This is a genomic window from Burkholderia sp. MR1-5-21 (genome assembly GCF_053427715.1).
Genome location: NZ_JBSAXD010000047.1, coordinates 1 through 12,424, shown reverse-complemented (window position 1 = coordinate 12,424; position 12,424 = coordinate 1). Strand labels below are relative to the sequence as shown.

The 12,424-nt window shown below is 66.1% G+C and carries 11 protein-coding genes; all 11 read left to right on the top strand.

Going from position 1 to position 12,424, the window contains the following annotated elements:
* Nucleotides 1-3 precede the first annotated feature (3 nt).
* The 11 genes from bamB to ACV229_RS37500 all read left to right on the top strand — a co-directional run bounded on the left by bamB (nucleotide 4) and on the right by ACV229_RS37500 (nucleotide 12,364).
* Nucleotides 4-1,149, top strand: coding sequence for an outer membrane protein assembly factor BamB (bamB, locus tag ACV229_RS37550; protein ID WP_448088105.1), 1,146 nt, complete (start codon nucleotides 4-6; stop codon nucleotides 1,147-1,149).
* A 245-nt stretch (nucleotides 1,150-1,394) separates the two neighbouring features.
* A complete protein-coding gene (gene der / locus ACV229_RS37545) occupies nucleotides 1,395-2,732 on the top strand; it encodes a ribosome biogenesis GTPase Der (RefSeq protein WP_448088104.1) in 1,338 nt (445 codons plus the stop codon).
* 142 nt (nucleotides 2,733-2,874) lie between these two features.
* Complete coding sequence (hfq, locus tag ACV229_RS37540; protein WP_006399927.1) at nucleotides 2,875-3,114, top strand: RNA chaperone Hfq; 240 nt, start codon at nucleotides 2,875-2,877, stop codon at nucleotides 3,112-3,114.
* Nucleotides 3,115-3,186: 72 nt separating this feature from the next.
* Nucleotides 3,187-4,350, top strand: a complete 1,164-nt coding sequence (hflX, locus tag ACV229_RS37535) for a GTPase HflX (protein ID WP_448088135.1) — start codon at nucleotides 3,187-3,189, stop codon at nucleotides 4,348-4,350.
* A 47-nt stretch (nucleotides 4,351-4,397) separates the two neighbouring features.
* Complete coding sequence (gene hflK, locus ACV229_RS37530; protein WP_448088103.1) at nucleotides 4,398-5,744, top strand: FtsH protease activity modulator HflK; 1,347 nt, start codon at nucleotides 4,398-4,400, stop codon at nucleotides 5,742-5,744.
* A 15-nt stretch (nucleotides 5,745-5,759) separates the two neighbouring features.
* The gene (gene hflC / locus ACV229_RS37525; RefSeq protein WP_448088102.1) at nucleotides 5,760-6,659 is read left to right on the top strand and encodes a protease modulator HflC; all 900 of its coding nucleotides are present in this window, start codon (nucleotides 5,760-5,762) and stop codon (nucleotides 6,657-6,659) included.
* A 36-nt stretch (nucleotides 6,660-6,695) separates the two neighbouring features.
* Complete coding sequence (locus tag ACV229_RS37520; RefSeq protein WP_448076313.1) at nucleotides 6,696-6,887, top strand: DUF2065 domain-containing protein; 192 nt, start codon at nucleotides 6,696-6,698, stop codon at nucleotides 6,885-6,887.
* Nucleotides 6,888-6,984: 97 nt separating this feature from the next.
* Complete coding sequence (locus ACV229_RS37515) at nucleotides 6,985-8,133, top strand: ATP phosphoribosyltransferase regulatory subunit (protein WP_448088101.1); 1,149 nt, start codon at nucleotides 6,985-6,987, stop codon at nucleotides 8,131-8,133.
* A gap of 112 nt (nucleotides 8,134-8,245) precedes the next feature.
* Nucleotides 8,246-9,592 carry an adenylosuccinate synthase gene (locus ACV229_RS37510; protein WP_448088100.1) on the top strand — a complete coding sequence of 449 codons (1,347 nt, stop codon included), beginning with the start codon at nucleotides 8,246-8,248 and terminating at the stop codon, nucleotides 9,590-9,592.
* A 6-nt stretch (nucleotides 9,593-9,598) separates the two neighbouring features.
* A complete protein-coding gene (locus ACV229_RS37505; protein WP_448076316.1) occupies nucleotides 9,599-10,189 on the top strand; it encodes a phosphoribosyltransferase in 591 nt (196 codons plus the stop codon).
* Nucleotides 10,190-10,444: 255 nt separating this feature from the next.
* Nucleotides 10,445-12,364 carry a potassium transporter Kup gene (locus ACV229_RS37500; RefSeq protein WP_448088099.1) on the top strand — a complete coding sequence of 640 codons (1,920 nt, stop codon included), beginning with the start codon at nucleotides 10,445-10,447 and terminating at the stop codon, nucleotides 12,362-12,364.
* The last annotated feature ends 60 nt before the right edge of the window (nucleotides 12,365-12,424 follow it).

Sequence of the window (12,424 nt, the reverse complement as noted above, 5' to 3'; positions counted from 1 at the left end):
CCGATGAATTTGCTGAAACGTTACGCTGTGCCCGTTGCCTGCGCGGCGGCCGTCCTGGCATTGGCGGCCTGCTCGTCAACGAAGGACGCGCGTCGCGTGCCGACGCCGCTCACCGAGTTCAAATCTGTCCTCGACGTGCAACAGGTCTGGAAGGCGAGCGTCGGCAAGGGCGGTCGCTACCTGTTCTCGCCGGTGGCGGTGGGCGATGCCGTGTATGCGGCCGGCGCGAACGGCTCGGTCGAGAAGATCGACGCGAAGACCGGCCAGACGCTGTGGCGCACCAAGCTCGATTCGGACCTGTCGGCCGGCGTCGGCAGCGACGGCAACCTGACCGCGGTCGGCGCGCTGAAGGGCGGCGTGTTCGTGCTCGGCCAGGACGGCAAGCTGCTGTGGAAGACGTCCGTGCAGGGCGAGATCTTCTCGCCGCCGCTCGTCGGCAACGGTCTCGTGGTGGTCCGCACGATCGACGGCCAGGTGATCGCGTTCGATTCGCAGACGGGCGAACAGAAGTGGAACTACCGCAACCGCGCGGTGCCGCTCAACCTGCGCGTATCGGCGGGCATGACGTTCGCGGGCGATGCCGCGGTGCTGGCGGGTTTCCCGGGCGGCGGCCTCGTCGCGATCAACGTGCAGACGGGCGAGCCGTACTGGCAGACGCCCGTGTCGTTCCCGAAGGGCGTGACGGAAGTCGAGCGCATCAACGACGTCAGCGGTCCGCCGACGCTCGTCGGCGCCGAAACCTGCGCGGTGACGTTCCAGGGTCAGCTCGGCTGCTTCGACGCGAACTCGGGCCGTCCGCTGTGGGAAAAGTCGTTCTCGAGCCGCAGCGGCCTCGCGCAGGACGATTCGGTCGTCGCGGGTGGCGACGACTGGTCGGTCGTGACGGCATACGATGCGGCGAGCGGCAACCAGCTCTGGCGCAACGAGAAGCTGAAGAGCCGTGACGTCGGCGTCCCGTACCTGCTCGGCCATGCTGTCGTGATGGGCGACTACCAGGGTTACGTGCATTTCCTGTCGCGCGAAGACGGCACGTTCATCGCGCGATTGAAGACCGACGGCAGCCCGATCACGGCGGCGCCGGTCCTCGCGGGCAACACGCTCGTCGTGCAGACGAAGGACGGCGGCCTGTACGGCTTCCGTCCGCGCTGACGCGCAACGACGCGCGGGTCGCGGCGCGGGCAGGTCCCGTATGCCGTGCCCGCGCGTCACACGAAGGCGGCCGGTGTCCCCGGCCGCTCGGTATTTGAAAGGCAGTTCGAAACGAAAGCATGACGGCGCGCAGTGCGCGCCTGGCGCGCGCATCCGGCGCGGCGCGAATTCGTGATATTTTCATTCAGCGCAGCCGCCCGCAGCAGCGGGCCTCCCGCTGCTGCGCCTCACCGTAGACTACACAGATGAAACCGGTCATTGCCCTCGTTGGGCGCCCCAATGTGGGGAAATCCACGCTGTTCAACCGGCTCACGCGCTCGCGCGATGCGCTGGTGGCCGACTTGCCGGGCCTGACGCGCGATCGCCATTACGGCGAAGGGCGCGTCGGCGCGCGGCCGTATCTCGTCGTCGACACGGGCGGCTTCGAGCCGGTCGCGAAGGACGGCATCCTGCACGAGATGGCGCGCCAGACGCGGCAGGCGGTCGAGGAGGCCGACGTCGTCGTATTCATCGTCGACGGCCGCAACGGGCTCGCGCCGCAGGACAAGTCGATCGCCGACTACCTGCGCAAGACCGGCCGGCCGATCTTCCTCGTCGTCAACAAGGCCGAGGGGATGAAGTACACGGCGGTCGCGACCGACTTCTACGAGCTCGGGCTCGGCGATCCGCGTGCGATCTCGGCCGCGCACGGCGACGGCGTGACCGACATGATCAACGAGGCGCTCGAAGTCGCCTACGCGGACCAGCCGGAAGAAGCGGACGAGGACGATCCGTCGCGCGGCATCAAGATCGCGATCGTCGGGCGGCCGAACGTCGGCAAGTCGACGCTCGTCAACGCGCTGATCGGCGAAGACCGCGTGATCGCATTCGACATGCCGGGCACGACGCGCGACTCGATCTATGTCGACTTCGAGCGTAACGGCAAGAAATACACGCTGATCGACACGGCTGGCCTGCGCCGCCGCGGCAAGGTGTTCGAGGCGATCGAGAAGTTCTCGGTCGTGAAGACGCTGCAGTCGATTTCCGACGCGAACGTCGTCATTCTTCTGCTGGATGCGCAGCAGGACATTTCCGACCAGGACGCGCACATCGCGGGCTTCGTCGTCGAGCAGGGCCGTGCGCTCGTGATCGGCGTCAACAAATGGGACGGGCTCGACGAGCACGCGCGCGAGCGCGCGAAAGCGGATTTGACCCGCAAGCTGAAGTTCCTCGACTTCGCGAAGTCGCACTTCATTTCCGCGGCGAAGAAGACCGGCATCGGCACGCTGATGCGCTCGGTCGACGACGCGTACGCGGCGGCGATGGCGAAGCTGCCGACGCCGAAGCTCACGCGCGCGCTGATCGAGGCAGTCGAGTTCCAGCAGCCGCGCCGCCGCGGTCCGGTACGTCCGAAGCTGCGCTACGCGCACCAGGGTGGCCAGAATCCGCCGATCATCGTGATCCACGGCAACGCGCTCGATGCCGTGACCGAAACCTACAAGCGCTACCTGGAGAACCGTTTCCGCGAAACTTTCTCCCTGATCGGGACTCCATTGCGCATAGAGTTCCGTTCGTCGAACAACCCGTACGCGGACAAGAGCTGAACGCACGTCCCGCAAGGGGTAGGCCGTATGGCCTAGGCCCGGGCGGGGCAGGCAAAATCGGCTATAGTGTAGCGATTGGCGGCGGATCTCTTTTTCTTCGTCGCCAATCCAGATCAACCTGCAAAAAAAGATGGAGTACGCCATGAGCAACAAAGGGCAATTGTTACAAGACCCGTTTCTGAACGCACTGCGCAAGGAGCATGTCCCCGTTTCGATTTATCTCGTCAACGGCATCAAGCTCCAAGGGAACATCGAATCGTTCGACCAGTACGTCGTGTTGCTCCGTAATACGGTGACCCAGATGGTCTACAAGCATGCCATCTCGACGGTCGTGCCGGCGCGCCCGGTGAATTTCCACCCGGACGCGGAAGCTTCGTCCTAACCTATCGCCGCGGCCGGCATCCGGTCGCCGCGTGCGACCGATGCCAGCCGCCAAATCTTGACACCCGATAATTTGATCAACGCAGCGCTCGTCGGCATCGATTTCGGCAAGACCGATTTCGAAGCCAGTCTCGAAGAACTCAGTCTTCTCGCATCCAGCGCGGGTGCGCATCCCGCCGTCACCCTGACCGGCCGCCGGTCCAGTCCCGATGCCGCGATGTTCGTCGGCAGCGGCAAAGCCGAGGAATTGCGGCTTGCCTGCGAAGCCAACGACGTCGAAATCGTCATCTTCAACCACGCCCTTGCGCCAGCCCAGCAACGCAATCTGGAGCGCGCGCTTAACAGGCGGGTGGTCGACCGCACGAGTCTCATCCTCGACATCTTCGCGCAGCGCGCGCGCAGCCACGAAGGCAAGCTGCAGGTCGAACTCGCGCAGCTGCAATACCTGTCGACCCGGCTGATCCGCGCGTGGACCCACCTCGAGCGGCAAAAGGGCGGTATCGGCCTGCGCGGCCCTGGCGAAACGCAGCTCGAAACCGACCGCCGGCTGATCGGCGAACGCATCAAGATGCTGAAGGCGCGGCTCGATCGGCTGCGCCGGCAGCATCACACGCAGCGCCGCCAGCGCGCGCGCAGCGGCATGATGTCGGTGTCGCTCGTCGGCTACACGAACGCGGGCAAATCGACGCTCTTCAATGCGCTGACGAAAGCGCAGGCCTATGCGGCCGACCAGCTGTTCGCGACGCTCGATACGACGTCGCGGCGCGTGTACCTCGGCGACGACGTCGGTCAGATCGTCGTGTCGGACACGGTCGGTTTCATTCGCGAACTGCCGCACCAGCTCGTGGCAGCTTTCCGGGCAACGCTCGAGGAAACGATCCACGCGGACCTGCTGCTGCACGTCGTCGATGCGTCGAGCGCGGTGCGTCTCGAGCAGATCGAACAGGTCAACGGCGTGCTGCACGAGATCGGCGCGGACACGGTCCGGCAGATTCTGGTGTTCAACAAGATCGACAACGTGCCCGAGCTGGCAGCCCGTGGCGACGCGGTCGAGCGGGACGAGTATGGTAATATTTCGCGCGTCTTTTTGAGCGCGCGCACCGGTCAGGGTCTGGACGCGCTGCGCGCCGCCATCGCCGAGATCGCTTCCGCGGAACACCTTTCGGGCGCGATGCCGTTCGACGGCACGCCCGCAGAATCACACGAAGACCACACGCTTTCCGAACACGGGCGCTAACCGGTCCCGGCCGGTTCGCCGGCGTCCAATCTGGTGAACAAACTCTGGTGAACGAATACAACGAGCGGAGTAACGGGCGGCGGATGCGCGCCTTGCTGTCGATCAACGATCCCCGCTGGGGACGTGGCGAAGGCAATGGCGGGACCCAGCCCCGCGCGAACGAATCGAAGCGCCCCCCAGGCGGAGACGGCGAGGGCCCACCCGATCTCGATGAAATGTGGCGCAACTTCAACCGGCGCCTGAGCGGCCTGTTCGGCGGCAAGGGCGGCAACGGTTTCCGTCCGGACAACGGCCGCGCGGCACGGGTCGGCGTCGGCATCGTGATCGGCGTGCTCGCCGCGGTCTACGCGGGCAGCGGCCTGTTCGTCGTGCAGGAAGGCCAGACGGGCGTCGTACTGCGGCTCGGCCGCGTTGCCGACACCGTCGGCCAGGGCGTGCACTGGCGCGCGCCGTATCCGTTCGGATCGCATGAAATCGTCGACACGTCGCAGGTCCGTTCGATCGAGGTGGGCCGCAACAACGTCGTGCGTCTCGCGAACGTCAAGGAGGCGTCGATGCTCACGCGCGACGCCGACATCGTCGACGTGCGCTTTTCCGTCCAGTACCGGATCCGCTCGGCCACCGACTACCTGTTCCGCAGCGTCGATCCCGAGCGCAGCGTGTCGCAGGCCGCGCAGGCCGCAGTGCGTGCGATCGTCGGCACGCGCAGTGCGACGGACATCCTGAGCCAGGATCGCGACGCGCTGCGTCAGCAGCTGACCGAAGCGATCCAGCGTGATCTCGACCGCTACCAGACGGGCCTCGAGGTAACCGGCGTGACGATGCAGAGCATCGCCGCACCGGAGCAGACGCAGGCTGCCTACGCCGAAGTGGCGAAGGCGCGGGATGAGCGCGAAGCGGCGAAGCGTGTCGCGCAGGCGTATGCGAACGACCTGCTGCCGAAGGCGCAGGGCGATGCCGCGAAGCTTGTCGACGACGCGAAAGCGTATGCGGATCGCGTCGTCACGCAGGCCGAAGGCGACGCAGAGCGGTTCAAGCAGGTCTATGCGCAGTATTCGAAGGCGCCGGCCGTGATCCGCGAACGGATGTACCTGGAGACCATGCAGGAAATCTATTCGAATTCGACGAAGGTCTTCGTCGGCAGCAAGGGCGGCAACAACGTGCTGTACCTCCCGCTCGACAAGCTGGTCGAGCAGGGCCGTCAGGGCGCGGCGAACGCCGCGCCGGCGGCCGGCGCATCCGCGGCTGATGCCGCTTCCGCCGCGGCTGCAAGCCCGGCGCCCGCGGCCGTTGCGCCTGCGAGCGCGGCGGCGGCCGCACCGGCGCCCGGCAGCGATGTGCTGCGATCGCGCGAGGCGTTCCGCAGCCGGTCGCGCGAAGACGATCTGAAGTAACGGGGAGCGCGTGTCATGAATCGAATCATTGCGCTTGTCGTCGCGATCGTGATCGCCGCGTTTGCCGCGTCCTCGACCGTGCTGACCGTCGATCCGCGCCACATGGCCGTGTTGTCCGGCCGTTCGGGCGCGGAGCCGTCGCTGGCCGGTCCGGGCGTCCATTTCAAGCTGCCGCCGCCGTTGCAGACGGCGACGCTGGTCGACACCCGCCTGCAGACGCTCGAGTCGGCCGATCCGTTGCAGTTCGCGACCGCCGACAAGCACGACCTGCTCGTCGGCTACGCGGTCAAGTACCGGATTGCCGATCCGATGAAGTATTTCGTCACGACGGGCGGCGAGCCGTCCGAGGCGGCCGACCGGCTGACCGCCGCGATGAAGGCGGCGCTGGGCGACGCGGTCGGCCAGCACGCGCTCGACGATGCGATCGGCGGGCAGCGCGTGATCGCCGATGCGGCCCGCGGCGCGCTGCAGGCAAAGGCGTCCGCGTTCGGCGTCGACGTGGTCGACGTGCAGCTCACGCGTGTCGATCTGCCTGCTGCGCAGGCCGATGCCGCATATCAGCGGATGATCGCGGCGCTGCATGGCCAGGCCGAGCAGGTTCGCGCCGAAGGTGCGGCGGACGTCGAGCAGATCAAGGCCGACGCGGAGCGCGAGCAGCAGGCCGTGCTCGCGAATGCATACAAGTCCGCCCAGACGATCAAGGGCGAGGGCGATGCGAAGGCCGCGACGATCGCCGCCGACGCATTCGGCCGCGATCCGCAGTTCTACCAGTTCTACGCGAGCCTGCAGGCCTACCGGAACACCTTCAAGCGCAACGACATCATCGTCGTCGATCCCGACAGCGAGTTCTTCCGCTTCATGCGCAGCCCGACCGGCGGTACCGCACCGGCGGCGTCCGCTCCCCGCAAACACTGACCTTGGGGCGCCGCATCGCGCGGCGCCGTCGCTCGCATGGACCTGGCTGGCTCGTTGTTGCTCGCAGTTGCGCTGATGCTGATCATCGAGGGTGCGTTCCCCTTCGTTTTTCCCGTCGCCTGGCGGGACACGTTTCGTAGAATAGCGGAGCGGCCGCCGCATCATATCCGGATCGGCGGGCTGATCGTGATGGTGCTCGGGCTCACGCTGCTGCTGCTCGCCACCTGATCCGGACGGCGTACCGGCCCGTCCGCTTCCACTCGAATCCGATTCAACCCGCGGTGCGCGTGTCGCGCACCATGTTTCCTGTCGTAGGACCGTAACGATGTCGACCTGGTTACTTCCCGAGAATATCGCCGACGTATTGCCGTCGGAAGCGCGCAAGATCGAGGAGCTGCGCCGCAGGCTGCTCGACCGCTTCCGTTCGTACGGCTACGAAATGGTGATGCCGCCGCTGCTCGAATACCTCGAGTCGCTGCTGACGAGCGGCGGCAACGATCTGCGCCTGCGCACCTTCAAGCTCGTCGATCAGCTGTCGGGGCGCACGCTCGGCCTGCGCGCGGACATCACGCCGCAGGTCGCCCGCATCGACGCGCACCTGCTGAACCGCCAGGGCGTGACGCGCCTCTGCTACGCGGGCAACGTGCTGCATACGCGTCCGCGCGGCCTGCATGCGACGCGCGAGCAGATCCAGATCGGTGCGGAGATCTACGGACACGCGGGCCTCGAAGCCGATCTCGAGATCCAGCAGCTGATGCTCGACGCGCTCCACCTGACCGGCCTGTCGAAGATCCGTCTCGATCTGTGCCACGCCGGCGTGCTCGCGGCGCTGTTTGCGCGCGACGCGCAGGCGGCCGAGCGCGGCGAGGCGCTCTACGATGCGCTGGCGGGCAAGGACGTGCCGTTGCTGAACGAGCTGACCGACGATCTCGGCGCCGACACGCGCGCCGCGCTGCGCGCGCTGCCGCACCTGTACGGCGATGCGAGCGTGCTCGACGAGGCGCGCGCGAAGCTGCCGGCGCTGCCGGAAATCACCCGCGCGCTCGACGATCTCGCGCAGCTCGCGGCGCAAGTGAAGGACGCCGAAGTGGCGATCGACCTGGCCGACCTGCGCGGCTATGCGTACCACAGCGGCGCGATGTTCTCGGCGTACGTCGACGGCGTGCCGAACGCGGTTGCCCGCGGCGGCCGTTACGACCACGTGGGGCAGGCGTACGGCCGCGCGCGTCCGGCGACCGGCTTCTCGCTCGACCTGCGCGAAATCGCGCGGATCTCGCCCGTCGAGGCGCGCGGCACCGCGATCCTCGCGCCGTGGGCGCAGGACGACGCGCTGCGCGCAGCCGTCGCCGCGTTGCGCGACGCCGGCGAGGTCGTGATCCAGGCGCTGCCGGGGCACGACCATGTGCTCGACGAGTTCGCGTGCGACCGCTCGCTCGTCGAGCGCAGCGGCGCATGGGTGGTCGAACCCCGTTAAAAGGCGTTCGCGGGCCGTGGTTTGGCGTCCATATCGTTGAAGCGAAACGGAAAAATTCGGAATCGCCCGCGAACATAGGTAGAATACGTTTTTAACCAGCTAACGAATCAACATGTCTGCCAGCGCAGTGAATGTGACTCCCGGGCGCAATGTCGTCGTCGTGGGGACTCAATGGGGTGATGAAGGCAAAGGCAAGATCGTCGACTGGCTGACGGACCACGCTCAAGGCGTCGTGCGTTTCCAGGGCGGCCACAACGCCGGCCACACCCTCATCATCGGCGGCAAGAAGACCATCTTGCGCCTCATCCCGTCGGGCATCATGCGTGAAGGCGTCGCCTGCTACATCGGCAACGGCGTCGTCCTGTCTCCCGAGGCACTGTTCAAGGAAATCGGCGAACTCGAAGAGGCCGGCCTGAACGTGCGCGAGCGTCTGTTCATTTCCGAAGCGACCACGCTGATCCTGCCGTATCACATCGCGATCGATCAGGCGCGTGAAGCGCGCAAGGGCGCGGGCAAGATCGGCACGACCGGCCGCGGCATCGGCCCGGCCTACGAAGACAAGGTCGGCCGCCGCGCGCTGCGCGTGCAGGACCTGTTCGACGCCAAGACCTTCGCCGATCGCCTGCGCGAAAACCTCGACTTCCACAACTTCGTGCTGACCCAGTACCTGGGCGGTGCGGCGGTCGACTTCCAGGCCACGCTCGACACGATGCTCGGCTATGCAGACCGCCTGAAGCCGATGGTGGCCGACGTGTCGCGCCGCCTGTACGACGCGAACAACGCGGGCGAGAACCTGCTGTTCGAAGGCGCGCAAGGCACGCTGCTCGATATCGATCACGGTACCTATCCGTTCGTCACGTCGAGCAACTGCGTTGCGGGTGCGGCGGCGGCTGGCGCGGGCGTCGGCCCGCAGAAGCTCAACTACATCCTCGGCATCACGAAGGCGTATTGCACGCGTGTCGGTTCGGGCCCGTTCCCGAGCGAGCTGTACGATGCGGACAACCCGAAGCGCCAGGACCAGATCGGCATCACGCTCGCGAACGTCGGCAAGGAATTCGGTTCGGTCACGGGCCGTCCGCGCCGCACCGGCTGGCTCGATGCCGCTGCGCTGCGCCGTTCGATCCAGATCAACGGCGTGTCGGGCCTGTGCATGACGAAGCTCGACGTGCTCGACGGCCTCGACGAGGTCAAGCTGTGCGTCGGCTACAAGATCGACGGCAACGATGCGGACATCCTGCCGCGCGGCGCGGCCGATGTCGCACGCTGCGAGCCCGTGTACGAGACGTTCGCCGGCTGGAAGGAAAGCACCGTCGGCATCAATTCGTGGGATGCGCTCCCGGCGAATGCCCGTGCGTACCTGACCCGCGTTCAGGAAGTGGCCGGCGTGCCGATCGACATGGTGTCGACCGGTCCGGATCGCGACGAGACGATTCTGCTCCGCCATCCGTTCAAGGTGTAACGCTTGATGACGCAGCAAATTACGACTTCGCTTGTCATGTCCGATCCGCGCAACGACGACAAGAACCTCTGGGTGGGTTGGGACGAGTACCACCGCCTGATCGAGCTGCTCGCACTCCAGGTGCATGAATCGGGCTGGAAGTTCGACCAGATCCTGTGTCTCGCACGCGGCGGTTTGCGCGTTGGCGACCAGTTGTCGCGCATCTACGACGTGCCGCTCGCGATCCTCGCGACCAGCTCGTATCGGGAAGCGGCCGGCCGCGAGCAGGGCGATCTCGACATCGCGCAGTACATCACGATGACGCGCGGCCACCTCGCGGGCAACGTGCTGCTGGTCGACGACCTCGTCGATTCCGGCGTCACGCTCGCGCGCGTGCAGGAGCACCTGAAGGAGCGCTATCCGGCCGTCACGGCCGTGCGCTCGGCGGTGCTCTGGTACAAGGGTTGCTCGAAAGTGAAGCCGGACTATCACGTGCAGTTTCTGCCGACGAATCCGTGGATCCATCAGCCGTTCGAAGAGTGGGACACGGTTCGCCCGCACAATCTCGAGGCCTGGATCAAGCGCGGCAACGCGCAGCGTAATGGCGGCGGCGCATAAGCGCCTGTCTGCCGATCGCTGGAGACCCTTTCACGGCGCCGCTTGCGGCGCCGTTTTTTATGGGTGGGCCGCGGCCGAGGGTAGGCAGATACCGCTGCCGCGGCTATGATGGCAGCCCTGCCACAGCTCGCGCCGCGTTGCATGCGCGGTGTGGGTCACGTGGCTTCGCGGCAACAGGACAGGGCGGCGTTTCCGGCATGTGTGGGTAGAATAGCGCTCGTTTTGTCCGAATCGGACCCGATTATTTCGCTTCATATGAACGACACGACCCACGCGCCCAACGCGATCCACGCGCCGCACTCAACGACGCAACAACATTCGATGCAGGCACTCGCGATCGCTGCCATCGGCGTGGTGTTCGGCGACATCGGCACGAGTCCGCTGTATTCGCTGAAGGAGGCATTCAGCCCCGCGCATGGCATTCCGCTCACGGAAGGCTCGATCCTCGGCGTGATCTCGCTGCTCTTCTGGGCCATCATCCTGGTGGTCGGCATCAAGTACCTGCTGTTCGTGATGCGCGCCGACAACAACGGCGAAGGCGGCGTGCTGGCGCTGATGGCGCTGTCGCTGCGGCCGCTCGACTCGAAGACCCGCGTCGCGGGCGCGCTGATGGCGCTCGGGATCTTCGGCGCGTGCATGTTCTACGGCGACGCGGTGATCACGCCGGCGATCTCGGTGATGTCGGCGGTCGAAGGTCTCGAGATCGCGACCCCGCATCTGTCGCATCTCGTGCTGCCGATCACGATCGTGATCCTTATCGCGCTGTTCTGGATCCAGCGTCACGGCACCGCGACGGTCGGCAAGCTGTTCGGCCCGATCATGGTGCTGTGGTTCGTCGTGATCGCGGCGCTCGGCGTGTACCACATCGTGCGCGTGCCGGGCATCATCGCGGCGATCAACCCGTATTACGCGGTGTCGTTCATGTCGGCGCACCTGCTGCAGGCCTACGTCGTGCTCGGTTCCGTCGTGCTGGTGCTGACCGGCGCGGAAGCACTCTACGCGGACATGGGGCATTTCGGTGCGAAGCCGATCCGCCTCGCCGCCTACGGGCTCGTGATGCCGTCGCTCGTGCTCAACTATTTCGGGCAGGGTGCGCTGCTGATCCAGGATCCGAAGGCGATCGAGAACCCGTTCTTCCTGCTGGCGCCCGACTGGGGGCTGCTGCCGCTCGTCGTGCTGTCGACGGTCGCGACCGTGATCGCGTCGCAGGCGGTGATTTCCGGCGCCTATTCGCTGACGTCGCAGGCGATCCAGCTCGGCTACGTGCCGCGCATGAAAGTGTTGCATACGTCCGAACTGGCGATCGGCCAGATCTACGTGCCGGTCGTGAACTGGCTGCTGCTGTTCGTGATCCTCTGCATCGTGATCGGCTTCAAGAGCTCGGACAACCTGGCGGCGGCCTACGGCATCGCAGTGACCGCGACGATGGTGATCACGACCGTGCTCGCGGCCGTCGTGATGGTGAAGGTGTGGAACTGGAACAAGCTGCTGGTCGGCGCAATCATTACCGTGTTCCTCGCGGTCGACCTCGGCTTCTTCGGCGCGAACCTGCTGAAGGTCGCGCAGGGCGGCTGGCTGCCGCTCGGCATCGGTGCGCTGCTGTTCTTCCTGCTGATGACCTGGTACAAGGGGCGCCACATCGTCAAGGAGCGCACGGCGGCCGACGGTATTCCGCTCGACCCCTTCCTGCAGGGGCTGCTCGCGCATCCGCCGCACCGCGTGTCGGGCACCGCGATCTACCTGACCGGCAACGACAAGCTCGTGCCCGTCAGCCTGCTGCACAACCTGAAGCACAACAAGGTGCTGCACGAGCGGACCATCTTCCTCACGTTCGTCACGCGCGACATCCCGTACGTGCGCGACGACAAGCGGCTGAGTTCGCGCGATGCGGGCGGCGGCCTGTACGTCGTGAAGGCGGAATACGGTTTCAACGAAACGCCCGATGTAAAGGCGGTACTGGAAGAATTCGGCCGCACGCACGACATGACGTTCGAGCTGATGGATACGTCGTTCTTCCTCGCGCGCGAAACGGTCGTGCCGACGCAATTGCCGGGCATGTCGATCTGGCGTGAGCGCGTGTTCGCGTGGATGCACCAGAACGCCGCGAAGCCGACCGACTTCTTCGCGATTCCGGCGAACCGCGTGGTCGAGCTCGGCACGAAGATCGAAATCTGACGCGACGGCGGGGCGAGCGTCCCGCCCGCCGCCGGAACGAAAAAAAGCCCGCCGTCAGGC

What these genes read in the sequence shown, in the direction of transcription:
- bamB (WP_448088105.1), top strand. Translation starts at nt 4, where the DNA reads ATGAATTTGCTGAAACGTTACGCTGTGCCCGTTGCCTGCGCGGCGGCC.
- der (WP_448088104.1), top strand. Translation starts at nt 1,395, where the DNA reads ATGAAACCGGTCATTGCCCTCGTTGGGCGCCCCAATGTGGGGAAATCC.
- hfq (WP_006399927.1), top strand. Translation starts at nt 2,875, where the DNA reads ATGAGCAACAAAGGGCAATTGTTACAAGACCCGTTTCTGAACGCACTG.
- hflC (WP_448088102.1), top strand. Translation starts at nt 5,760, where the DNA reads ATGAATCGAATCATTGCGCTTGTCGTCGCGATCGTGATCGCCGCGTTT.
- ACV229_RS37520 (WP_448076313.1), top strand. Translation starts at nt 6,696, where the DNA reads ATGGACCTGGCTGGCTCGTTGTTGCTCGCAGTTGCGCTGATGCTGATC.
- ACV229_RS37515 (WP_448088101.1), top strand. Translation starts at nt 6,985, where the DNA reads ATGTCGACCTGGTTACTTCCCGAGAATATCGCCGACGTATTGCCGTCG.
- ACV229_RS37510 (WP_448088100.1), top strand. Translation starts at nt 8,246, where the DNA reads ATGTCTGCCAGCGCAGTGAATGTGACTCCCGGGCGCAATGTCGTCGTC.
- ACV229_RS37505 (WP_448076316.1), top strand. Translation starts at nt 9,599, where the DNA reads ATGACGCAGCAAATTACGACTTCGCTTGTCATGTCCGATCCGCGCAAC.
- ACV229_RS37500 (WP_448088099.1), top strand. Translation starts at nt 10,445, where the DNA reads ATGAACGACACGACCCACGCGCCCAACGCGATCCACGCGCCGCACTCA.